Source organism: Spiroplasma endosymbiont of Andrena trimmerana (assembly GCF_964019575.1).
Lineage (GTDB): Bacteria > Bacillota_I > Bacilli_A > Mycoplasmatales > VBWQ01 > Spiroplasma_E.
The window spans coordinates 585,983-610,837 of the sequence record NZ_OZ026455.1 but is presented as its reverse complement, the minus strand read 5'-3'; the positions used below and the strand labels follow the sequence as shown (position 1 = coordinate 610,837).

30 protein-coding genes are annotated in these 24,855 nt (G+C 25.5%); 1 reads left to right on the top strand and 29 read right to left on the bottom strand.

The annotated features are described in order from the left end of the window. Positions 1-100: 100 nt before the first annotated feature. The 24 genes from rplA to upp all read right to left on the bottom strand — a co-directional run bounded on the left by rplA (position 101) and on the right by upp (position 20,822). Positions 101-781: a 50S ribosomal protein L1 gene (rplA, locus tag AACL03_RS03525; RefSeq protein WP_338958648.1), complete on the bottom strand. Its 681-nt coding sequence runs from the start codon at positions 779-781 to the stop codon at positions 101-103. Position 782: 1 nt separating this feature from the next. Next, the gene (rplK, locus tag AACL03_RS03520) at positions 783-1,229 is read right to left on the bottom strand and encodes a 50S ribosomal protein L11 (protein ID WP_338958646.1); all 447 of its coding nucleotides are present in this window, start codon (positions 1,227-1,229) and stop codon (positions 783-785) included. 182 nt (positions 1,230-1,411) lie between these two features. Beyond that, entirely contained in the window at positions 1,412-2,044 is a 633-nt protein-coding gene (gene nusG / locus AACL03_RS03515; protein WP_338980176.1) for a transcription termination/antitermination protein NusG, read from the bottom strand. A 19-nt stretch (positions 2,045-2,063) separates the two neighbouring features. Beyond that, a complete protein-coding gene (gene secE / locus AACL03_RS03510) occupies positions 2,064-2,495 on the bottom strand; it encodes a preprotein translocase subunit SecE (protein ID WP_338958642.1) in 432 nt (143 codons plus the stop codon). An 11-nt stretch (positions 2,496-2,506) separates the two neighbouring features. Then, positions 2,507-2,656, bottom strand: coding sequence for a 50S ribosomal protein L33 (rpmG, locus tag AACL03_RS03505; protein WP_174481441.1), 150 nt, complete (start codon positions 2,654-2,656; stop codon positions 2,507-2,509). 194 nt (positions 2,657-2,850) lie between these two features. After that, a complete protein-coding gene (locus tag AACL03_RS03500; RefSeq protein WP_339039336.1) occupies positions 2,851-3,948 on the bottom strand; it encodes a hypothetical protein in 1,098 nt (365 codons plus the stop codon). Between the two features lie 72 nt (positions 3,949-4,020). After that, positions 4,021-5,352, bottom strand: a complete 1,332-nt coding sequence (locus AACL03_RS03495) for a hypothetical protein (RefSeq protein ID WP_339039334.1) — start codon at positions 5,350-5,352, stop codon at positions 4,021-4,023. Positions 5,353-5,373: 21 nt separating this feature from the next. After that, complete coding sequence (locus AACL03_RS03490; RefSeq protein WP_339039332.1) at positions 5,374-6,618, bottom strand: replication-associated recombination protein A; 1,245 nt, start codon at positions 6,616-6,618, stop codon at positions 5,374-5,376. Positions 6,619-6,640: 22 nt separating this feature from the next. Further along, on the bottom strand, positions 6,641-8,383 hold the full coding sequence (locus tag AACL03_RS03485; protein ID WP_339039330.1) for a hypothetical protein: 1,743 nt from the start codon (positions 8,381-8,383) through the stop codon (positions 6,641-6,643). A 194-nt stretch (positions 8,384-8,577) separates the two neighbouring features. Continuing rightward, positions 8,578-8,760, bottom strand: a complete 183-nt coding sequence (locus AACL03_RS03480) for a hypothetical protein (RefSeq protein WP_339039328.1) — start codon at positions 8,758-8,760, stop codon at positions 8,578-8,580. 121 nt (positions 8,761-8,881) lie between these two features. After that, a complete protein-coding gene (locus AACL03_RS03475; RefSeq protein ID WP_339039326.1) occupies positions 8,882-9,769 on the bottom strand; it encodes an IS30 family transposase in 888 nt (295 codons plus the stop codon). A gap of 86 nt (positions 9,770-9,855) precedes the next feature. Further along, positions 9,856-10,488 carry a hypothetical protein gene (locus AACL03_RS03470; protein WP_339039324.1) on the bottom strand — a complete coding sequence of 211 codons (633 nt, stop codon included), beginning with the start codon at positions 10,486-10,488 and terminating at the stop codon, positions 9,856-9,858. Between the two features lie 103 nt (positions 10,489-10,591). After that, positions 10,592-12,649 carry a PTS transporter subunit EIIC gene (locus tag AACL03_RS03465; RefSeq protein ID WP_339039322.1) on the bottom strand — a complete coding sequence of 686 codons (2,058 nt, stop codon included), beginning with the start codon at positions 12,647-12,649 and terminating at the stop codon, positions 10,592-10,594. A gap of 253 nt (positions 12,650-12,902) precedes the next feature. After that, positions 12,903-13,133 (bottom strand): hypothetical protein, encoded by a 231-nt coding sequence (locus AACL03_RS03460; RefSeq protein ID WP_174480957.1) that lies wholly within the window; start codon positions 13,131-13,133, stop codon positions 12,903-12,905. Positions 13,134-13,138: 5 nt separating this feature from the next. Then, positions 13,139-13,552, bottom strand: a complete 414-nt coding sequence (locus AACL03_RS03455; RefSeq protein ID WP_339039320.1) for a hypothetical protein — start codon at positions 13,550-13,552, stop codon at positions 13,139-13,141. Next, positions 13,471-15,033, bottom strand: coding sequence for a F0F1 ATP synthase subunit beta (gene atpD / locus AACL03_RS03450; protein ID WP_338958299.1), 1,563 nt, complete (start codon positions 15,031-15,033; stop codon positions 13,471-13,473). Before atpD ends, AACL03_RS03455 begins: the two co-directional genes overlap by 82 nt. A 26-nt stretch (positions 15,034-15,059) precedes the next feature. Then, a complete protein-coding gene (gene atpG, locus AACL03_RS03445) occupies positions 15,060-15,902 on the bottom strand; it encodes an ATP synthase F1 subunit gamma (RefSeq protein WP_339039318.1) in 843 nt (280 codons plus the stop codon). Between the two features lie 27 nt (positions 15,903-15,929). Next, the gene (gene atpA / locus AACL03_RS03440; protein WP_339039316.1) at positions 15,930-17,513 is read right to left on the bottom strand and encodes a F0F1 ATP synthase subunit alpha; all 1,584 of its coding nucleotides are present in this window, start codon (positions 17,511-17,513) and stop codon (positions 15,930-15,932) included. Positions 17,514-17,524: 11 nt separating this feature from the next. After that, a complete protein-coding gene (locus tag AACL03_RS03435) occupies positions 17,525-18,067 on the bottom strand; it encodes a F0F1 ATP synthase subunit delta (RefSeq protein ID WP_252319360.1) in 543 nt (180 codons plus the stop codon). Positions 18,068-18,079: 12 nt separating this feature from the next. Continuing rightward, entirely contained in the window at positions 18,080-18,607 is a 528-nt protein-coding gene (gene atpF / locus AACL03_RS03430; RefSeq protein WP_281749184.1) for a F0F1 ATP synthase subunit B, read from the bottom strand. 33 nt (positions 18,608-18,640) lie between these two features. Beyond that, positions 18,641-18,913, bottom strand: a complete 273-nt coding sequence (gene atpE, locus AACL03_RS03425) for an ATP synthase F0 subunit C (RefSeq protein WP_339039313.1) — start codon at positions 18,911-18,913, stop codon at positions 18,641-18,643. Positions 18,914-18,960: 47 nt separating this feature from the next. Further along, the gene (locus AACL03_RS03420) at positions 18,961-19,767 is read right to left on the bottom strand and encodes a F0F1 ATP synthase subunit A (protein WP_338958309.1); all 807 of its coding nucleotides are present in this window, start codon (positions 19,765-19,767) and stop codon (positions 18,961-18,963) included. Next, positions 19,768-20,124 (bottom strand): hypothetical protein, encoded by a 357-nt coding sequence (locus AACL03_RS03415; protein ID WP_174480965.1) that lies wholly within the window; start codon positions 20,122-20,124, stop codon positions 19,768-19,770. 53 nt (positions 20,125-20,177) lie between these two features. Then, a complete protein-coding gene (gene upp / locus AACL03_RS03410) occupies positions 20,178-20,822 on the bottom strand; it encodes a uracil phosphoribosyltransferase (protein ID WP_308699596.1) in 645 nt (214 codons plus the stop codon). Positions 20,823-21,250: 428 nt separating this feature from the next. Here upp and AACL03_RS03405 point away from each other — a divergent pair, with 428 nt between their 5' ends. Next, positions 21,251-21,658: a hypothetical protein gene (locus AACL03_RS03405; protein ID WP_338980295.1), complete on the top strand. Its 408-nt coding sequence runs from the start codon at positions 21,251-21,253 to the stop codon at positions 21,656-21,658. A gap of 70 nt (positions 21,659-21,728) precedes the next feature. Here AACL03_RS03405 and AACL03_RS03400 read toward each other — a convergent pair whose 3' ends face one another. The 5 genes from AACL03_RS03400 to AACL03_RS03380 all read right to left on the bottom strand — a co-directional run bounded on the left by AACL03_RS03400 (position 21,729) and on the right by AACL03_RS03380 (position 24,689). After that, positions 21,729-22,325: a hypothetical protein gene (locus AACL03_RS03400; RefSeq protein WP_338958315.1), complete on the bottom strand. Its 597-nt coding sequence runs from the start codon at positions 22,323-22,325 to the stop codon at positions 21,729-21,731. A gap of 82 nt (positions 22,326-22,407) precedes the next feature. Further along, entirely contained in the window at positions 22,408-23,106 is a 699-nt protein-coding gene (locus AACL03_RS03395; RefSeq protein ID WP_338958318.1) for a hypothetical protein, read from the bottom strand. 60 nt (positions 23,107-23,166) lie between these two features. Then, a complete protein-coding gene (locus AACL03_RS03390) occupies positions 23,167-23,415 on the bottom strand; it encodes a hypothetical protein (protein WP_252319347.1) in 249 nt (82 codons plus the stop codon). 83 nt (positions 23,416-23,498) lie between these two features. Next, entirely contained in the window at positions 23,499-24,107 is a 609-nt protein-coding gene (locus tag AACL03_RS03385) for a hypothetical protein (protein WP_339039309.1), read from the bottom strand. 36 nt (positions 24,108-24,143) lie between these two features. After that, positions 24,144-24,689 carry an L-threonylcarbamoyladenylate synthase gene (locus AACL03_RS03380; protein WP_339039307.1) on the bottom strand — a complete coding sequence of 182 codons (546 nt, stop codon included), beginning with the start codon at positions 24,687-24,689 and terminating at the stop codon, positions 24,144-24,146. Positions 24,690-24,855: the final 166 nt, after the last annotated feature.

Genomic DNA, 24,855 nt, shown 5'->3' with positions numbered 1-24,855 from the left:
AAATTATAGCGTAAAATTTTTTTATTATTTAAAAAAATTATGAATAAAAACATAAAAAAATCATTAGTACTTTTACTAATGATTTTTCTATATTATTATATTATTCTTCAATTAATACTTTAATACCAGGGCCCATTGCCGTAGTAATACTTATATTTTTAATATAAGCGCCCTTAACTGCTGCAGGCTTAACTTTTCTTAAAGTGTTAAGAATTGCTAAATAATTATCTTTTAACCCTTCTTGTGCAAATGACACTTTACCAAGAATAACATGAATATTACCTTGTTTATCAACACGATATTCAACTTTACCTTTACGAATATCAGCTATTGCTTTTTGAACATCCATTGTTACTGTTCCTAGTTTTGCTGTAGGCATTAATCCTTTTGGTCCTAATACTCTACCAATTTTTCCTAATTCACCCATCATTTCGGGTGTTGCAATAATAACATCAAAATCAAATCAACCTTTTTGAATTTTTTCAATCATTTCCTTACCACCAACAAAATCAGCTTGACTTTCCATTGCCTCTTTTTGTTTAGTAGTAGTTATCACTAAAACACGTTGTGTTTTTCCAGTCCCTGCTGGTAAAACAATAGAACCACGTAACATTTGATCAGCATGTCTTGGATCAACATTTAAACGAAATGCTGCTTCAACTGTTGCATCAAATTTTAATGATGAAGTTTGTTTAGCTAATTCTAAAGCACGATCAATTGGATAAACTTTAGTGTTATCAACTAATTTTGCAACTGCAAGATATCTTTTACTTCTATTCATATTAAACACCTTGCTTTCCATCTTCAACAGTAATGCCCATATTCTTGGCTGTTCCTGCAACAATTTTAATTGCATCTTCTAAAGAATAAGCATTTAAATCAGGTAATTTAATTTGAGCAATTTCTGTAATTTGAGCAATAGTAAGTGTTCCTACTTTTGTTAATTTAGCATTTGATGAACCTTTTGCAAGTTTCAATGCTCTTTTTAAAAGAAATGTTGTTGGTGCAGTTTTTATTTTAAAGTCGAAAGTTTTATCTTTATATGATGTAATAAAAACTGGAATTGGAACCGGATTAACATCATCTTTTTGATCTTTGGTTTTATCGTTAAATTCTCTACAAAAACGTGGCATATCAATACCGAATGATGCTAAACTAGCACCTGGTTTGGCACTACCAGCTGGTAATTGAATAATACCTTCACGATTAATATTTTTTTTATCTGCCATGAGCAACTCCTCCTAAATGGATTCTCACTGTGGTCCAAACGAATAAATCTTCCACAAGTTTAAACATAATTAAATTCTATTTATATATATATATAAATAGTACTTTACAAATAATAACATCATTATAATTAGTAGTCAAATATATTTTAATTTTATTTTACATAAAAATTAAATAGTTTAAACTAAACTTTAATTTTTTTACAACTATCATATTCTACTTTAATTTCGGTTTGACGACCAAACATATCAACAGAAACTGTTGCAACACCCTTATCTTCATCTAATTTAATAACTTGTCCTTCTCGGCTTTGTAAAGCACCAGAAGTAATATGAACAAAATCATTTAACTCAAAATCACGAATAATTTTTTTTGTCTCTTTAACTTTAGGTTGTGATGAATTTTTAGAATTACGATATAACATTTCATTAACTTCTTTAGTAGAAAGTGGAGTTGGTGGTACACCTTTACCACTAGAACCAATAAAACCATTAATTCCTGTTGTATTACGAATATCATATCAAGTATCTTCGGTTAAAATCATATGAACAAAAATATAACCCGGAAAAATATTTTTTTCAGTTATTTTTTTATCTTTATCTGGTATTGCTTCTTTAACAACTCTAACTTGAAAAATATTATCTTTTAAATTTAATTTTTTTTCAATTTTATTTTTCAAATCAGCAGCAACTTTATCTTCATGACCTTTGTTACAATTAACAATATATCATTGTGCTTGCTCAATTCGATGTTTATGTGTTTCTTCTAATGATGTAGTTTTCACTAAAGGGGTTTCTTTTTTTATTCTTTCGCTCATTTTTTGGCATCTCCATTTTTTACATTATTTTTAATAAAGGTAATACAAATAGTAATAACTGCTCAATTCCATAAAAGAATAGTGCTAAGACAGCAATAAATAATACTGTTGTAATAAATTTATTATTTAATTGTTTTCTTGGTGTTCAACGAGTTCTTCTAATTTCTCTTGATAAGTATAAGAAAAAATATTTATGATAAGTTCTCGCTTCTTTTTTATAATAAAAACGTTCTTCAGGCGTACGATTTTTACGTTCTTTTTCTCAAATTTCGCTAATATTAACCTTTTTATTTTTATCGGCTGTTCGTGGATCAAAACTTGGTTTTCCTTCAGAAGTTCTTTTTGTTCTTAAAGGTTTAATTTTACGTAAAATATTAAATTTACTTTTTAAAAGAGCCAATTTTTCAGGATTAACTTTTGGTTTTTCTTTTGATTTGTCTTCTGCACTCATGAAAATTTCTCCTAACGTGATTCCTTATGTAAAGTATGTTTTTGACAATGTTCACAATATTTTTTTAGTTCCATACGCTCTTTATATTTAATCTTATTTTTGTATGTATGATAATTACGATTTAAACATACAGTACAAATTAAAATTATTTTTTCGTTCATTAAATTCACCTAGAAAATTTAACCATTTTTAATTATATTATTATTTAAAATAAGTGTCAATTTTAAAATATTTTTATTTTAAAAACAAAGTTAAATTTTTAATCTTTCTTTAAAATTCATCATTTCTAAAATAATTGTACAAGAAAAAATAATGTTTTTTTAAAAAAACATTATAATATAAAAACTAATTTTAATTAACCATTAATACTTCCTAAAAGTGGTTGTCTTTCATTGGGTTCTATGATAACTTCTGGCATATCATTATTTGCATTTGTAACAAATTCCGGTTCAAACTCATAATCAGGAATTTTTAACTTTATTCTTTCTCGTTGACTACTATCTTCAATCTCCGTTACTAATTCCACCTTTTTATTTTCGGGAGTATAATTATCTATTCATTCTTTAAACTTTGTCAATGTTGGTCTTCAATCTTTTATTTTTCCGGGTTTAACAAAACTAGGAATTGTTTTATCTGAATGTCTCATTTCAAACTTATCTCAATTATTTTTTTCTAAATACTCATATATTTCCTTTAAATCTTTATTACTTAAAATACCTTTATATAAAGAAAAACTTTTCGTAATGTGTTCTTTTCTTTCATTAATAATTTTAATAATAATTTCCTCTTTACTATTTGAAGTATTAGATTTACTCATTGTAGAAAAATATGTGTGACTAACATCCATCATTGCTGAAATTGACATTAAATTTCCTCCCACAATATTACCATTTGTAAAGTTAATGCCTGCAGTTGCAAAAGTAGTAAGTGATTTTAAGTATTCAATAGTTTTTGTTACTTTTTGAATTTTATATAAATCAAAACCTGATATTCCACTAAGCACTTTAACTAATCCATTTGTACCAGTAAATAATTTATTTAATGCAATAGAAATCATTTCTGGAGTTAATTCATTACTTACAGCATCTTCTGTTAATTGTTCAGCAATTTCAGAATAAAGTCTTTCATCATTTGGTGGTAAAGTAGGAAAAGTAGGTAAATTTGGTTCGGTAGTTGTACTACCACCAGTTTCATTTAAATTATATGCTTGTCAAATAACTCAACCACCAAATGCAGCATATAACATATCAGCTACTCCACTTTTAATTAATTGGTAACGTTTTTCAATATTACTATCCCTAGTAACAGACTTAAGTCCTGCTATTGTTAGTAGAACTCCTGTTGTCGTATTACTTCAATTTTGTGCACTTAATGCTCCTGCTCTAATTGGACCATGAAGATTATTCAACGCTCATTGTACTTCTGTTCATGTTTCTTCTTTATTTATTTTCATTTTATTTATTCCTTTCATAGTTAAAGTAGTTTTAAATTAAATTTTTAATTTTATTGATAAAATGATACATAATTATTCATTAATAATGTTACTAATTGTTCATCTACTAATATTTATTGAGAAAGATGGCCCAATATCAAAAGCACGAGATATAGAACTACTTCTAAGTTGTTGATATATAGTGTTTTCATCATGTCACATAAATATATAAATAACTAATCCTTGTGATTTATGACCTGCAGGTGGCTGATTTACTACTCGTCAAACTGGTAATTGATTATCTTTGTCTTGAATTTTTTTGGTATTAAAGTTTAGTTCATTACTTTTAATTGTTGTTGTATTATTCATAACACTATAAGTTATGCTGTCTGTCGAATTAGCAAAAATTGTTGGATATAAAAATATAAAATTATTTCATGAATCAGCATAATCACTTCATTTTAAAAGCGTAGTTATTTCTGAATTATAATCTATTAGTTTTCCTCCATCTTTTGGAAAACTATGACTTAATGTTAAATTATTATTAGTATCCAAATTTTTGCTATCATATTGTAAATATCCAACGCTAATAATGTTACCAGTACTGTCAACTAAATATCTAATACTTATTTTTTTACTATTATTTTCAATTGAAAAATTATTAATAACAGATTCTAAATTTGGACTATCAATCATATTATTGAAAATATTTTCAGCAATTTTTTCTGCAATGCTTTCATTATTTTTTAAACTACTTTTAATAATAAATTGTTTAACAAAGTCAAGACAAATTCCCCTACTATTTTTTAAATGAGACTGAGCAATATAATATAATCCCAATGTTTCACTTAAATTATCATAGTTCTTAATTACATCAACAATACCTTTTGTTCCGGTTAATGATATATGAGTATTAGCACCACCAAATTGAATAAAAGTAAAATTACTTTTAGACTTTTTATTTGAAATATAAGCTGTTGTTGATATTTTGCTCAAGTTTTGTTTTTGAAAAATTTGCAAATCATTAGTACTTGTTAATTGTTCCTCTTTATAATTAATAGCAGCAATTTCTTTATCAAACTCATTAATAACATCTTTATTTATCTTTTCAGGGTTATAAGTTAATTTAAAATTATCAATATAAATTTCTTTTACATAAGGTTCTAAATTTGGATTATCAATAATACTTTTAATATCAAAAAGATGATATATTCCATCTTTATCTTGACTATTTAAAATAGTACTATTACTTAAATTACCATACGTAGTATTAGTAACCACTTCAGTAATTTCAGTTTTATTTTTATTTTCTTGTTTTAATTTATTAATACTTGTTAAATTATTAGTAATACTAGTGTTAGCAACAATATTAGTTGTTGCTAATGTTAAACTAAGTCCCAACCATAAATGTTTATTTTTTAACATTCTATTTTGCACCTCAGAATTTTATTTTTTAGTAAATCTATTATAAATTTCATTTAATTTTTTTTCATAAATGTTATGGAGTTTTGGTTGATAATATTTCATATCTTTTAACTTTGTTGGTAAATACTGTTGTTGTACATAATCATTAGCATAATCATGTGGAAATTTATATAATTTACCTTCACCTACTGATTTTTTTAATGTTTTAGATCAATTATGCTTCAAATAATCAGGAATTGGATATACTTTTCCTTGTAAAACATCACTATATGCTTTTTGTACTGCCAAATTAGCACTATTTGATTTCTCACTAAGTGCCATTTCAATAACTACTAAACCAAGTGGAATTATACCTTCGGGCATACCAATTTGACGAAAAGTATCAATAGCAGTTTTTACTCTAATTGCTAAAGCAGGATTAGCAAGTCCAATATCTTCGTAAACAATAATCAACATTCTTCTTAATAAAGCTTCATAATCACCAGTTGCTAATAACCTTGCTAAATAATGCAAAGCAGCATTAACATCACTGCCTCTAATTGATTTTTGTAATGCTGACTTTAAATCATGATGTTCATTTCCCTCTTTAGCATTTCAATTACTTGCTTTAGGCATAATAGCATTAATAATATCAATAGTTATGATTTCATTAGGATATAATTTTATTAATATTTCTAAAATATTAATTGCTATTCGTAAATCACCGGTTGCTAAATTACAGATTTTTTCCAAAATTTCATCACTAATATTAAAATTAAAAAATGAATTATTAGTAATTATTTTTTTTAAGCCTAATAACATTTCTTCATTACTAATTGGCTTTAATTCTAATAATAGACATCTACTTCGTAAAGCTGGATTAATTACAAAATAAGGATTTTCAGTAGTACAAGCCATTAAAATAAAATTGCCATGTTCTAAATATTGTAATAATAAATCTTGACGATCACGATTCATGCGTTGTATTTCTTCAATTATAATTATATAAGGTTTAGTATTTTGTGCTATTTTAATTAATTTTTCTAAATTTTCTTTTTTATCAATGGCAGCATTAAATACTCCAAATTCACATTTTAAATCATTAGCTAGTGCTTGAGCAATAGTGGTTTTGCCTGTTCCTGGATTACCATAAAATATTAATGATGTTAAAAACTTCTGATTTAATATTCGATTAATAATTCCATTTTTATCATTTATCAAATGACTTTGACCAATTATATCATTAATAGTAGTTGGTCTTAATATTGTTGCTAGTGGCTTATCCATACTCATCACCTTTGTTTTTAATTTAACGTCGTGAAGTTATTTTAACAATAGAACTAAAATTAATAAAGGTTAAATTATTATTTTTAATATTAACATCCAAGGAATGAAGCATTTTATATTCTTTATCATCATCATATTTAATAATGATACCAATGTTTTTTAAGTGCTGATATTTATCATTTTGTTCAGAAACACTAACAAGTTCAATATTATTTATCTTTTTTATGATATCAAAATTAATTGTCTCTTGAAAATGAATTTGATAGTTATCGCCATCAATATTAATTCCTATATTCATTTCTAAATTAATGTCATTAGTAGGAGAAAAATTATTCATATCATTAATAGCTTCTTGAAATAATAGTGAAATAAGTGAAATAGAATTATCTTTAAAAGTAATTGGATATATTACACCACTAGGAAGAACATTTGGATATAAATCAATAGAATTTAAATCTTTAACATTAAAATTGTTATTTTTAAAGGTTTTTTCATTTGGTTCTTTATTTTGAAATTGAATATTTATTGAAAACTCGATAGTATCTTGCAATTGATTTTTACCAACAATTGTTACTATTATAGATTTTGGTTTTTGATAATTTCCAGTAATCGCATTACTAGTAATAATATAATCTTGATCGTTAAAATCTTGATGTCATTTTTGCTTACCAAACTCATTTATTTTTTTACTAACAAGGAAAGCAATATGATTATCAATATCCACTTTGCTAACATTAGTATTATCTTCAATAGTTATTAATTGATTAATTACACTTTCATCATTTTCCAATACTGTTTTAATAACAGATAATGATTTTTTTGTTCAACTACCTTGAACATTAAAATTAATATTTAATTGACCTTTAATAATTTCACTACTATTTTTAGCACAAATAACAACTGTTATTTTCTTTTTTATCATATAATTATCAAAATTTTTTATTGAATCATAATTAATAACAAAATCACTTTTTGTTACTTTATCTGATAATGATTTTTCTTTATTAATTTCTTCTAAAAATTTCTCTTCAATAATTTTATTGACTTGAGATTCTATTTCATTTTTAGTTCCTTTTGTAGCATCTGACATTACTATTGTTTGTGATGGAATTGTAATTCTATTGTCTAAATCAAAAATATTAAATTTTTCTGGAATAACATCATTTTCAACACTAAAATTGAAATTTAAGTCACAAGGAAGCAAACCATAATTACTACCAAATTGATTAACACTCATTTCAATTTTAAATTGTTTTATTTTTTCTTTATAAGATGGTATTTTTATTGAAAAATTATTTTTAAGTGCATTTTCATCATTAATTTTAATATTAATAGCTGGATTTACTGGTAAATGTAGAAAAAAATTATTAGGAATATCTATTTTATTTGTTTGTAACACATTATCAATCTTTTTTAATAAATCACTAAGATAAAAAATTTTTAGTTTTTTATCAGTAGATATTAAACTAATATTATTTAATTTATCCTTGTAATCTATCAAATTATATTTTTTATTTGTTGGACAATTATTCTTATAATAATCTTCTCAATTTTTATCTTGATTAGGATTTCAGTTGTTGGAATTATTAGTATTTATGGCACTATTTCATTGATTATTTGCAATTATTAAAATCATAGTAGTAATAATTAAAACAACAACAAATAACAAAGAAAAAATTTTAAACCAATGTTTTTTTTCTTGCTTAACATTAGGTTTTTGCTTATAATTTGATTTTTCATTTTGATTAATACCAATTTTATACATTATTTCCTCCACCAAAAATCGATAATAAAACATAAAAAAACTTTATAATGATTAAAAAATCACTACAAAGCAACAGCTAAATTATATAAATAATAATATAACAATAAAACTTATAAATTAATTTTTAAAATTAAAAAAATAAAATTAAAATATAAATTTTATTGTTGTCTTAATTCTATCATAGTAATTTTTTATTAAATATATTTTTTGTAACTATTTTTTAATTTTAACTTTACTCGTGTTCAAGCATTATCAACTTGCTTATAGCTTAAATTTAATTTTTTCATAATTTGATGAACATTATATCCTCTTCGCTTTAATCTTAAAACTTCATTTTCATTAGTAGTAAAATTTGTAATACTAATAACTTCTTCCAAAAATGAAGTATATTCACAATCATTTTTTTGATATGCTAAATTGTAAAGGTAAGTGCAACTAAATTATTTTTCTATCCAAATATTCGATTGGTGAAAGATAATTTAGTATTTTTCTCGGTTTTTAATTTAAAGACAATATAAATTTATGAACTTCATTTTTATTAGTTTTTGAAAAAATAAATTTTTTAGGAAATTTTTCTCTAATTAAACCATTAGTATTTTCATTAGTACCTCTTTGTCAAGGTGAATATGGATTGGCAAAATAAATTTTTACATCTAAATTTTTTTCAAGTTGTTGTCAATTTGAAAATTCTTTGCCACGATCAAAAGTAATAGTTTTAACAATGTTTTTAGGAAGAATTGATAAATAATAACTGACATTTTTATTAATAACTTTAGTAGTTCTGTTTTTAACTAATATTGCTAAAGTAAATCGTGATACTCTTTCAACTAAAGTTATTAAACATGATTTGCTTTTACCTCGTGATGATACTATAGTATCTCCTTCTCAATGACCAAGTGTTATACGATCATTAACATTTATATCTCGTTCTTTAATTGATTTACCATTAAACTTGCCACGATTTTCTTTAGATTTTCGTTTTTTACCTTTTCTTCTTAAATTTTTACTAGTAACTTTATCAAGCATTCCAAAATAAATTCAAGTATAAATTGTTTTAAAACTAATAACTCATTCTTTATGAAAATTTTTAATTCTGCCATAAATTTGTTCAGGTGATCAACCTAATAGTAATTTTTGTTGTACATATTTTACTAAATTCTTATTTTTAAACTTATGAAAACTAATATGTGATTGTTTTCGATTTTCAGCTTTATTTTGTGCAATTAATGAAAAATAATGATTATTATCTTTATTTCTATTAATTTCTCGAATAATAGTACTAATACTTCGATTAAGATTTTTAGCTATTTCACTAATTTTAAATTTAAATTTCAATTGATTCTCAATATAAATTCTTTCATCTATGCCAAGATGTTTATAACTCATATAAAAACTCCTTACTTTTTTCTAAACTAAATTTAGCATTATGAAATTTTTATATGAGAATTTTTTGCAATTTTATTTACTTGCACTTACAAGTATAACTCAGCATTTAAATAATTAATTGTTTGATTTAAATACATTAAATTTCATTTATTAATTGGCAATTGATAATAATCCAAAATAGCGATTAAAATTGCATGTCGTTTAAATGATTTACATTTTTTATAGTATTTAATATGGAATGAAATTTCATTTCAATGCTTAAAACTAAAAATATTATTAAGATCCATTAGTTCCGAAACAATTTCTTCGGGTGTAAAATCAGCATTTGCTGCATAAAAAGATTTGAATTGCTTATTTTGTTTAATTCAATATTTAATCTCATAAATAATCATAAATAATGCAATTACTAATACCATTACCACTGTTAAATCTTTAAATATATTTACCGCATACAATAATTTTCGAAGTTCAAAACTAATTTTTTGATCAGTTTTATCAATAACAGTTAATAATATTGAAAGAATTATTGAAAATATTGATAAAAACAATGCTAATATATCCATAATTCTAATTTTTTGTGTACATTTTAATTTAATATATTTAAATAAATCTTTAACAACAATATTAACATCAATTGTTAATGTTAAATTTTGTATATTTGTTTGTATTTCTTCATACCTAGCTTCTTCTAACTTTTCTTCATCATCATCAAAAAACATAGTTTTCCCTCCATCCTATATCATAATTTTAACATTATCCGTAACTAAAACTAAAAAAATGAACAACTTAAAAAGTTGCTCATTTTTATATTTTAGTAATAGTTTATTTTGGAGTTCAAGTTTTTAATAAATCATTTTTAATATTACCTACTTGTGGCCCATAAATTACTTGAATAGCTGTACCTTTTTTAAAGATACCAACTGCACCAGTTGATTTTAAAATATTATCATCAACTTTAGTTTCATCAAAAACTGTAACACGCAATCTTGTAGCACAATTGTCTAATAATTTAACATTACTTCGTCCACCAAGACCTTTAAAAATATTTTCTAACATATCATTATTTTTATCTTTATTAGTATCAGGTGTTAATGTTTGTTTCTTTGTCATTTCTGCTTGTAAAGTTTTATGAATAGACTCTGCACCATCAAGATAAGTAATTTCAACTTTATTGGCAATTACTTTAATATTTTTAGTTCCACTTAATCTTAATAAAGCTTTTGAATAAATATTTGCATCTTTTAAAGTTGCAACTAATACTTTATCTTTAGCGTTAACATCAATAATATTTAATGCTCCACCAAGTCCAAGTAATAAATTTTCTACTTTTGTTCTACCTTTTTTTGAAGACTTATCTAAAGAACTTTCAACACTTTGTAAAGCTAAGTTGGTTGCTAATTCTCCTTCTTCACGACCTAAAGTTTTGTAATTTCTTCACTTAATAATGTAATAGAACCCAAAGAAATAAGCAGGTGCCATAATTAATCCAGTAGCAAATACTCAATAGAAGCCTGTTTCTTTACCAAGAATACTTGGTAATATTCCAAAGAAAGAAAAGTCAATAAATCCAGCAGCAAAACCTTGACCAACAACTATATTTAATAAATACGCCATCATAAAACTAATTCCTGCCATAAATGCATGGAAAACAAAACATAATGGTGCTACAAATAAGAATGAAAACAACAATGGTTCTGTAACTCCTGTTAAGAAAGAAGTTAGAGCAGCAGATCCTAAAATACCACCAACCATTTTTTTATTTTCTGGTCGTGCTAACATTCATATAGCAAGCGCTGCAAATGGATAACCATATTGCATATATGCAAATCGCCCACTCATAAACATTGTTCCTGGTGTTTGATTCATGTGTCCTACTGCATTAGAAGCAAATTGTCCAAAGAAAATATTGTACGCTCCTACAAATGTGTCAGATCCATTAGTTCACGTACCACCAATTCCAGTATATCAGAAAGGTGCATATTGAACGTGATGCAATCCTGTTGGTATTAATAAACGTTCAGTAATTCCAAAAAACATTGCAATAAATGCTCCACCAACTGTTGGATGAAAATTATCACCAGTTAACTGTCCATCAGTAAGTTGACCTGTATTCATACCAGCTGCTAAGCCATTACCAATTTCTCTAAAAGCAATTAATAACATTGGTCAAATAAAGAAAAAAGCTAATCCCATTCCTATTCCAACAAAAACAGCTAAAATTGGCACAAAACGTTCACCACCAAAAAAAGCTAATACTCTTGGCATACGAATATTGTATGAATGATTATGAACAACTGATACTAATCAACCAACAAGAATGCCACCTAAAACTGAAGTATCAAACGTAGGAAATAATCCTAAGACAGAAGAAAATAAACCAGAAGATTTACCACTTTCTGGAGTAATCTTTGCACCTTCACCTAAACCTCATGGATCAAATCCCAACATTCCTGTTTTAGGATTTCAAAAAAACATGCCACTAATAACTGAAGTCATAACAATAAAAGTAATAAATCCAGAAAGAGCAGCTACACCTTTACTAGCTTTTGCAAAACCAAAAGCAATAGAAATAGCAAAAATCAATCCTAAATTAGCAAAAACAACGTTTCCAGCTGATTGCATAATTGAAAAAATATTAATAATACCAACAAGACTATCATGATTAGGTAATTGCTTTAAAGCACTAGCAACTCCACCACCAATTCCTAACAATAAGCCAGCTATTGGTAATGTGGCTATTGGTAAAACAATGGCTCTTGATAAGTTTTGCATTTTACCAAACATTTTGCCACCTAATTTATTAAAAGTTCCTTTAAAAGTAAAACTAGGATTTTTCTTATCCTCAGGAGTTGTTTGTTTACTATGAAAAAATTTACTCATTTTCTCACCTCCATTCTATATTGTTCTATACAGATAAAAATATTATATATATATATATATATATATAATAGTAAAAACAACAATAAAATAAATAAAAACGATTTTTTTACTACTATAATAGTAATTTCGGAGAAATTTTATAATATATATAGGTATTAACAATAACTACTATAAATTTTAATAATATATTGTAATTAAAAAAATAGTAAGTATTTTAAAACACTTACTATTTTTATTTTTTTAATTTTAAGTATTAATTTAAATTAAACCAAATATCTAAACCAATAAATTTAATAATTAACGTACCAATACAATAAGTAAAAACTAAAGTTGTTAACATATATAAAATTCATGATTCTTTTATTCTTTTATGATCAAGAAATTTATTAAAAGGAATTGCTTTTACAGCAAATCCGCTAGCAATAAAACTAAAAAGATAAATACTTATTTCAATTATTCATTTTATTAAATGTGAATCATGCATATTTATTAACCTCCACTAACCCTTTTAATACGCTCATCAAATACCTTTGTTTCTTGCTCTTTTAAAATTGATGTATATTCAACTTTATCACTAATAATACGAACCATATGTAAATCAGTTACCAAAAGTCCACCAGAAATCGTTAAATTACGAATTTTTTCTTTAATTTTAAATGACATTTTCGATATTTGAATATTAGCAATCAAAGGTGTATGCCATTCAAGAATACCAACATAGCCTTCAGTTGTTTTAACATTAACTCACTGTACTTCTCCATCGAAAAAAATACCATCAGGAGTAATAATTTTAAGATTTAATGCCATACTATCACCTTCAATTATCTCAATTTCTTTGCCTTTTCAATTGCTTGTTCAATAGTTCCTACATATAAAAACGCTTGCTCTGGTAAATCATCACATTCACCATCTAAAATTTGTTTAAAACTATTAACAGTTTTACTAATCGGAATATAAATACCATTTAAACCCGAAAATTTTTCAGCAACATGAAATGGTTGTGAACAAAAATTACGAATTCTTCTTGCTCTAGCTACTATTTTTTTATCTTCTTCACTCAACTCATCCATTCCTAAAATACCAATGATTGGTTCTAATTCAGAAAAACGTTGAATTGTTTCAATAACTCTTTGCGCAACATCATAATGCTCCTGACCAACAATAGCAGGATCTAACATTCTTGATGAAGATTGTAAAGGATGAACAGCAGGATAAAGCCCTAAAGCAGCAATATTACGATCTAAAACAATTTTGGCATCCAAGTGAGTAAATGTTGTCGCAGGAGCTGGATCAGTTAAATCATCAGCTGGTACATATACTGCTTGTACAGATGTAATAGAACCACGTGTTGTTGATACAATACGTTCTTGTAAAGCACCCATTTCTGTCGATAATGTTGGTTGGTACCCTACTGCTGAAGGCATTCTTCCTAATAAAGCTGATACTTCACTACCAGCTTGTGTAAAACGAAATATATTATCAATAAATAATAATACATCTTGTTGTTTTTCATCACGGAAGTATTCAGCAATTGTTAAACCAGTTAATGCAACACGCATTCTAGCACCTGGTGGTTCTGACATTTGACCAAACACTAAAGCAGTTTTACTAATAACACCTGACTCTTGCATTTCATAATATAAATCATTACCCTCACGTGTTCTTTCGCCAACTCCTGAAAAGACAGAAATACCACCATGTTCTTTAGCTATGTTATTAATTAATTCTTGAATTAAAACTGTTTTACCAACTCCAGCTCCACCGAATAAACCAATTTTTCCACCTTTAGCATAAGGTGCTAATAAATCAATAACTTTAATTCCTGTTTCTAAAATTTCAGATTTTGATTGTAATTCATCAAAACTAGGAGGTGTACGATGAATAGGATATTTTAATTTAGTTTTAAGTTCTTTACCATCATCAATGACTTCACCCAATACATTAAAAAGTCTACCCAAAACTTCTTCACCAACAGGAACACTAATTGGTATTCCTAAATCAACTGCTTCAAGACCACGTAGTAATCCTTCAGTTGGACCCATTGAAATACAACGAACACTATCATCACCAATATGTTTTGCAACTTCAACAATTAATTTTTGACCATTATTATCAATACTAATAGCATTATTTAAATTAGGTAAACTATTATCATTAAAACGAATATCAATAACTGGGCCTGAAATTTGAACAATTTTTCCAATATTTCGTTTAGTTGGTAATTGTTTACTAGTTTTAACACTTTCTTTGCTATTAACTACTTTTTTAGTCACTTTTGCTTTTACTTTAGCAATAACTTTAGTGTTATCTTTTTTTAAAGAATTTTTATCACTAACATTTTTTTCTTTAATTGTTATAGATTTTTTACTAGTTGCATTTTTCATTTTAGTTTACTCCTTTATTATGATGATTAGGCATCAGCGCCACCAATAATTTCTGAAATTTCTTGGGTAATAGCACCTTGACGGGCACGATTATAACTTACTAATAATTTATCTTTCATTTCTTTGGCATTATTTGAAGCATTTTCCATTGCTAATCTTCGTAATGCTTGCTCTGACACTTGTGATTCTACTAATGCACCATAAACAATGGCACCAACATATAAAGGAATAGCACTATTAATAACAGTATTAGCGTCTGGTTCAAAATCAGTTTGAATTAAATTACTTTCTTGATTAGTTTTAATAGAAACAATTGGTAATAAATCAATAATTGTTGGAATTGTTGTTACCGTATTTACATATTTTGTATATGCAATTTTAATAGCATCAGTTTCTTTATTATTAAACTTAGAAAGTAACAACAAAGATATCTCTTGCGACTCATTATATGATGATTGAATGTTAATTTCAGTATAAGATTGCATAATTTTACAATGATGATTAGTAAAGTATGAAACTCCTTTACTACCAATAACAACTATTTCATCTTGTGGTTGATATTGTTCTAGTACTAATTTATTTAAATTATTATTAAAACCACCACATAATCCTAAATTAGAATTAAAAACAACTCATATTGTTTTATTAATAACTTGATCCTTTGTTTTTAAATAAATTGAATTACTTAATTTAGGTATTAGTTGATTGAATGTATCATAAACTTCAGAATAATAAGGTTTAATCATCTCAATTCTTTTACCTACTTTTTTTAATTTAGCTGTTGATACTAGTTGCATTGCTTTAGTAATTTTATAACTAGTATTAACAGATTTAATTTTTTGTCTAATTTGTTCCATGCTTTGAGCCATGATATTTCACCTTACCTTCCTAATACATTATTTGAATGTTTTAATTAGTGTTTCCCATTCTTCAAGACTACCATATATTTTAGGATTATAGTCATTTAGCTTATTAGTCAAATTATAAACAACCTGCATAATGCCTTGACTAATGCTCACTTGTAACTCTTCACTAAATGCTTGATCTTGCTGTAACTTTAAATAACTTTTTCGTTGTTGTTTTTGAAAATAAGTTATTACTTCCTTTTTAAAAGAATCCATCATTTCTACTGGTAATCATTTAATTGCCTTATTTTTAATTGCTAATAAAATAATTGCTTGATCAATTTGATTTAATGGTTCATTTTGTTTTTGTTTTAAAATTTCAATGGCACGTTTACCATGTTCAATAACAGCTCTAGTATTTTCATCTAAATCAGAACCAAATTGTGAAAAAGCTTGTAATTCACGAAATTGTGCTAATTCTAATTTTAATGTTCCACCTGCTTGTTTTATTGCTTTAATTTGTGCTGATGAACCTACCCGTGAAACTGATAAACCTACATCAACTGCTGGACGAATTCCGGCATTAAATAATTCTGACATTAAAAAAATTTGACCATCAGTAATTGAAATAACATTAGTAGGAATATATGCAGAAATATCACCGGCTTGTGTTTCAATAATAGGTAAGGCAGTAATACTCCCACCACCATGTTTTTCATTTAATTTAGCTGCACGCTCTAATAAACGTGAATGAAGATAAAAAACATCTCCTGGATAAGCTTCTCTTCCTGGTGGTCTTCTTAATAATAAGGAAATAGCACGATAGGCCACTGCATGTTTACTCAAATCATCATAAACAATTAAGACATCTTTACCTTCTTCCATTCATTCTTCGGCAATAGTTACTCCTGTATAAGGAGCAATATATTGCAAAGGAGCAACTTCACTAGCAGTAGCAACAACAATAGTTGTATACTCCATTGCCCCTAGTTGTGTTAATTTATCAACAATTTGAGCAACAGTTGAAGCTTTTTGACCAATAGCAACATAAACACAAAAGACATTTTTACCCTTTTGATTAATAATAGTATCAATAGCAATCGTTGTTTTTCCAGTTTGACGATCACCAATTATTAACTCTCTTTGACCTTTGCCAATCGGAATCATTGCATCAATTGATAATAATCCTGTTGCTAAAGGTTCTGATACAGATTTTCTAGTCATCACACCCAGCGCTATTCTTTCAATCGGTCTAGTTTTCGTAGTTTTAATTGGACCTTTACCATCAATCTTTTGCCCTAGTGCATTAACAACTCTTCCTAAAAGCATATTACCAACTGGTGTTTCAACAACATTACCTGTTCTACTAACAATATCTCCTTCTTTGATACCTGTGTCATCCCCCATTAAAGTAACACCAACAGCAGTTTCTTCTAAACTCAAAACCATACCATAAATATTACTTTTAGGAAAAAATACTAATTCACCATTAACAGCCTTATCTAAACCATGAATTAGCGCAATTCCATCACCGACAGTAACAACAATGCCTTCCTCATTAGCACTAATTTTTTTACCATAATTTTTAATTTGGCTTTTTATAATTTCTGAAATTTGATTAACATTTAAGGACATTTGTTTTACCTCTATTCATGACTTAATAATTCTTGTTTTAATTGATCAATTTGACCTTTAACGGAACCATCAAAAACTTGATTCCGTACTTTAACTTTAATACCGCCAATTAATGATTTATCAATCTTGTTAACGACTTTAATCTTATGTTTAATGACTTTCTCAATTTTCAATTTTATTTGATTTATTTGTTGGTTTGAAAGTTCTATTACTGAATAAATAATGCCATAGTTTACATCTTGATATTCATTACATAATTTGCGAAATTCTTTTAAAATGAAACGAACACACTGGAAATGATGTTCATCAATCAACAAAAAGAAAAAATTTAACATATATGGTTCAATATGATTTTTAAAAGTTTCACTAATAATTTGTTTACGTGTTTCAATAGTTATATTACTACTACTAGTAATATCAATAAATTCTGGATAAGTAGTAAAAATATCAATTAATTTATTACTTTCTTCAGCAAATTGAGTAATTTTTTTTATTTCTCTTGCTAATTGAAAAAGACCATTACTTCATTGATTAGCTAATCCTTCATCTATCATTTAACTTCACCACTATTCCAAATTCTTAATAAAATCAGTAATTAATTGTTCATGTTTTTTAGCATTCATTTCAGCACCAATAATTTTTTTAGCTGCTTCTAATGCTACTACTTTGATTTCTTCGTTAATCTTTGCTTCTGCCTCTTTACGAGCACGAACTAAATCACGATTTGATTGATTAGTAATACGCATACTCTCTTCTTGCGCTTTATCAATAATTTGTTTACGCTTATTGTAACCATCATTTTGTGCATTAGCAATAATTTCCTGAGCTTCAATTTTAGCAGCTTTTAATATTTGACTAGCTTCACCACGATCTTGATTAGCTAATGATTGCTTGCAAGCAGCATCATCAAGTTTTTCTTTAATTACTAAATGTCGCGAATGTAAAGCCTTACGAAACGGAGCATAAACTCATCTTCAAAGTACCATTAATAAAATTAATGTTGCAAAAATATGAGCAATAAAAACAGGAAGATTGGGAAATAATTGATTAACAATATCATCACCTGATACTAAATCATTGAAATTAAAATTCATAAAATCACCTACTTTTTAATATTTTTTAATACCTTATGCTACAAATATTAAAATTAGAGAAACAACTAATCCATAAATAGCACCTGATTCGGCAATAGCTGCACCAATAACAAATTGTGTTCTAATTTTAGATTCTACTTCAGGATTACGAGCAACCGCTTCAACAGCTTTACCAGCAGCAAAACCTTGACCAATTCCACTTCCTGCACAAGAAATAGTTGAAATTCCAGCTCCAACAAACTTTAAATTCATCAATCCATTAGGATCAGCTGCTAAATGATTAAAAAAATGAAAGACATGTGTCATTACTGTTGTTAATAATTCCATAATAAATAAATTCTCCTTTTTGTGTTTTATTTTTTTTCCATAATTGAACGTTCGGTATAAATTTCTTCTTCATGATTTATTGCTTGTTGTTTACGAAGTTTTTTTGGTAATTTAATAGTAAGTTCTCCCTTATGAGAACTTCCTTCCTCCATTTGTAACTTCCAATAAACAAGAGTTAAGGTGCCAAAAATTAAGGCTTGAATACTTCCAGCAAATAAATCAAAATAAATATGTAAGAATGGTCCAATTACACCAATTAATAAATTCATCTGACCAATAATTGGGATATTACTTCAAATATTAGCAGTTACCCCATAAAGCATTGCCAAAATAATACTTCCACCTAAAATATTACCAAATAAACGAAAAGATAAAGAAATCAAAGGTGCAAATTGAGTAATTAATTCTAGAGGGTTAATAATAAATTTTTTAAAAAATAAAAGTTTCTGAAATTTAATAGCAATATAATATATTCCAATAAAAGTAACTAATGCCATTGATAAAGTAACAGTATACATTGATGACTGTGGTTCAAGACCAATAATCGATAATCAATTACCAATTAAAATATAACCCATTACATATAACAAATAAACTGTCAGGTTTTTATACTTTACACCAAGAACATCAACAACAATTTTTTCAACTGATTTAATTATTAATTCAACAACTAAAACAATACCTCTTGGATCTTCATCAGGCTTCATTCGTTTTACTTTATAATAATAAATATAACTAATAACACTGATAAAGACTGTTGTTATCAAAATTGTTACCAATTGTGGCATAATTTGTAAATAATTCCAACTTTCCAATCCAGCTAAAGTTTCCATTTAAATTCCTTCTTTTAAGTTATTTTTTTGATATACACATAATGTTGCAGTAATAGTAGCAACCATTAATATTGACATTCCGGCAATTATAGTAAAAATATTAGCAAAGTTAAAGAAAATATTCAAAACTATAATTGAACCATAAATTAACATTCTTAATAAGAATCCAAAATATGCTAAGGTTTGTTTTAAATGTATTCCGCTGGTTAATCATTTTGACGATAAATATAAAAAGCATAACCCAATCATACTTCCTATAAAACCAATATTAAATCCAGCAATTAATAACCAATGGTTTGTATTAATTATAACTGTTATAATTAATCCTACATTAATTAATAATCAATAGCATAACATTGTAAAAAGTATTGAAAGAAAAAGGTTATTTCTAATTTTTTTCATTAAAATATTTATTTAGTTCCAAAAATTCGATCACCAGCATCACCCAATCCAGGTACAATATAACCATCATCATTTAATTCTTTATCCAACGCTGCTAAAAAAATCTTAACATCAGGATGATTATGATTAATTTTCTTAATAGCTACTGGTGCTCCTACAATGGAAACTAAAGTAATATTTTTAAAACCTACTTTTTTTAATTCTTTAATAGCAGCGTCAGCAGTACCACCAGTAGCAAGCATTGGATCTAAGATAAATACTAATGCATCACTTATATTTTTAATATTTTTGGGATATTTAAAAAAATATTTTTGTGGTTTTAAAGTTTCTTCATCACGATAAAGACCAACATGACTAATAATTGCATTAGGTACTACATACTCAAATCCATTTGTCATCCCTAATCCTGCTCTTAAAATCGGAGAAAGAATGATTGTCTTGGTTAATGTTTTACCAATAACTTTAGTAATGGGTGTTTCAACTTCAATTTCATCAAGAGGAATATCTTTAAATACTTCATAAGCCATTAACGTTGCAATTTCGCTTAAATTCTCTTTGAAATCTTTTTTTTGGGTTAAGTGATTTCTAATTCTTGTTAATTTATCTTGTATTAAAGGATGATTAACAATAAACAGATTTTTACTACTTTCCACTAAAAACACTCCTTTATCTTTAATGCGTATATTTTCAATAATTTAAAATATATACTAATATGAAATTTTACGCCTTTTAATTTATAAATCAATAAAATAACAATAAAAATAACGAAAAAAGATAAAAGATTTATTCAAAAATTATTTTTTTAATTGTTAATAACATTCTTATAGTTCAAAATTAACTAAATAAAAATATAATTTATAAATTTTATTTTAAAAAATTATAATCTAAAATATAAATTCAATAAATTTCTTTTATTGATATAGAAAATTATACATTTACAATAAACTATTAATAGTAATTTTTGTCTTATTTTTATCAAAAAAATCTTATGTTAAAATTAAAAGATAAAACTTCATACAAGTTTTTAAACTATTATTTTAATTTTAAAATAAATAGTTTTTTTATTTTGAAAGGAGAAAAAATGAAAAAAATTCAAAAATACTTTACATATACAGGTGGAATATTAGGTGGTAGTGCAGCGCTAAGTGGCATAAGTTATTTTTATTATGATTTAATTTCAAAAAATAAGGAAGCTTTATATGATCCAGAAGCAGGAATGGCACTCTTTGGAATAATGGTTAGTATAACAGATTCAACTTTTATTGGAGCATTTTTAGGTTCTAAACTAGGATATGGAATTAGCACTTCCATTTCAAATATTTATGATAAATGTTTTCCAACAAATATTTCTGATATTAATGTTGAAAGTAATAACGAACAACAAATATCTGAAAGAACTCCATTATTAAGAAATAACGATATAACAAGTATTAATGGTGAACAATTACCAATAATTAATCAAAATCATTGTCAATTAACTTTTTCATAAACTTAATAAAAATAAATGTTGGTAATTTACTAACATTTTTTATTTATGATTAAATAACAATAAAAAAAAGTTACTGTTTAACACCCATTTTTTTCATTTCTTCATATAACCTATTATTATTTCTATTATTTCATGTACCAAATTGATGATTAAAAGAAGTAAGCAAAGGATAAGAAAACCCAAGTTCTACTAATTTTTTAATACATTTAAAATAATCTCCTTTTAATGGTAAAACAACTTCAGTAACTTTCTGTTTTCATGGTTGTTTATATTGAATACCACTATAAATATCATTTAATTCAGGAACAATAAAAGCATAAATTCCACCAACACCAACTTCCATAAAATTATGTTTATTTGGATGAGGATATTCAAAAATTTTAATATGCAAAACCAAATGTTCTAGTAAATTACAATAAACTAATCGATCAGCATATTGATATGCAAATGGTGACTTTTGAGCTCATTTGGGAGTAGATAACAAAATTGCTTTATCTTCATCAATATGATGAATATATAAACCTTCTTTTCCCCTTGTTATTCCTTGTGATTTCTTAGACATTGTTGCATCTGAAAAATAATTTTTTGAAATACATCCATATTTATTTTTTAAAAAATTACAAACATTTTCATAATTCATTGTTAATAATTTTTCTACTTCTGACATGCTTACCCCATACTATACTACTTTATTTTTATGATAATAATGAAAATCAAGTTTTCTTTTTTATTACCCAAAATAATATAAATTAATCTTTAACAAAAGCTAAGACAAAACTAAAACTACCATGTAATAAAAAATGATAATCATCTTCAATAGCATTAACATTAATATGAACATCATCAAATGTTTTAATAGATTCTGATAAAGTATGACCTTCTACATTAACAATATAGTCACTATCTTGTTTTGCTGTTGCAACAATAGCATTAATTTTACTTTCAATTAATGATAAACAACGTAAAGCAATTGCTTCACCAAAAGTAGTGGTATTAATTTTAATTTTTTCTTCTTGCTTATCAATATTAACATTACTAATGTCTTTAGCTTTTGATACTAATTTTACACAAGCATTAAAACTACCTTTTAAAAAATTACTATTATTTGAAGCAGATACATTAACAGCAAGTGATTCAAATTTATCAATTTTAGCATACATATCATTATGATTAACAATTGTTATTTTATAATCGGTTCCATTTTCTGGTTTTTTTCCTTCTGGAACTAATTTATTAATTTCAGTTTGTACTTTAGTTTTAAATTTAATTAAAGCTGTATTATAAATATCTTTATTTAATTCAACAGGAGCATTAGTAACTTCCATATTAATATTACTAATATCAACATATTTTTGATTTGCATCATTTACCTTATCACATGCAATAAGTGGTAAAGAAATAATGCTCGTTAAAAACATCGTTTTAAATACTTTTAATATTTTTCTCATAGTTTTTCACCTATTATTCTCTCGAAAAAACTAATCTTCTTAGTTTTAACTTTATATTTCTTAATTATTTTTGATTATTAACTTATTATTATTTTGTTTTCTTGAATATTTTTTATAACTATTTGTTCCAATAAAAATATAGTAAATTAAAATATTAATAGAACCTATTAATACTGATACTAAACCAAAATATAACAATAGGCTAACTTTAAAAGAAGAAAAAGAAAATATAATTCCTAAAGTAATTAAAAAAAAGCCAGTAAATTGAATAAACTTTCAAGTATTAAATTTAAAGTGTTTTTTTGCCATAATTTTGCTCCTAATAATATATTTTGTATAATTATATCATTTTCACAAAAAAAGCAAAATTTTTAATTATTAAATAATAATTGTTATAAACTAATAACATGAACAGCAAAACTAATTGCTTCTTCATATTTATTAAAAAGAAAAAATAAACGTTTATTTTGAAAATTAATTTCAATACCAATATATTTTTGTTTATTTTTTATATAATTATTTTTTTCTCAAAAAAATGTAATACTTTTAACATTAACTAATGGTATTATTTGTAGTTCAAAAGAATCAATAAAATAAAGATTATTTCGTGAAATTAACAAGTCTATTTGATTTAAAGGTATAAAATCTGATGATTTGATAAGATTAATGTCTTTAATTTTATAACGTAAAAATAATTTTTTGGCATCACTATATTCAGTTTTTAAAAGAATATTTTGGCCAGAAATCTTATTAAGATCTTCATACTTTCCCAAAATGACTTTGTCACTATAATAAATATCTTCTTTAATTTTTTCTATTGAAACTGGTAATTCTTTAGTATTTATTTTTTTTAATTTTAAGTATTTATATAAAGTATTTATATCTTTAGGAATTTTTAATATTTTCTTTTGTTTATTTTTTTTAATTAATAAAATTAGTGCAATTAATAAAATCAATATTGTTGTGCATGCAATAATAATTAAAATTATTCATCAATTCATAGTATTATCTCCTTTTTTAATACTGTTATCTAATTATTATCTAATAATTTTATCATTAAAACTATTAAAAATAGTTGATGGTTTATTTGTTAAAATCTCACCTGCTACTCTATACCTTAAGTTAGGCAAGTTTATATTATGATAATCGTTAATTGGTTGTTCATTACTTAAATTACAACTTGTAGCTACTAAAGGCCCTGTTAATTTAATTAATTTTTGAATAAAATGTGAAGCACTAACTCTAATTGCTATTGTCTTTTTATTTCTTCAATATGATGTGTTTAAACTAGGTTGTTTTAAAACTATAACAGTAACTTTACCAGCACTAAAATTATTTATTAAAAATGACTGTAATTGATCGCTAATTATACCAATGCTTTTAGCTTGTTCTCAACTAGCAACTAAAATTGGCAGTTCTTTAGTATAATCACGTTTTTTTATTTGATAAATTTTATTAATAGCTTTGTCATCATTAAATTTACAAACAAGACCATAAATTGTATCTGTTGGTAAAGCAACCACTTCGCCATTAGCAATGATTTGACTAATTTCTTTAATTTTATTTTGCTGTAAAGTTATCATGAAAACACCACTATAAATTTTAACTAAATTATACACCTATTATTTTAAATATAATAGTTGTTTCAAAATAATGAATGCTGAGTTATACTTGTAAGTGCAAGTAAATAAAATTGCAAAAAATTCTCATATAAAAATTTCATAATGCTAAATTTAGTTTAGAAAAAAG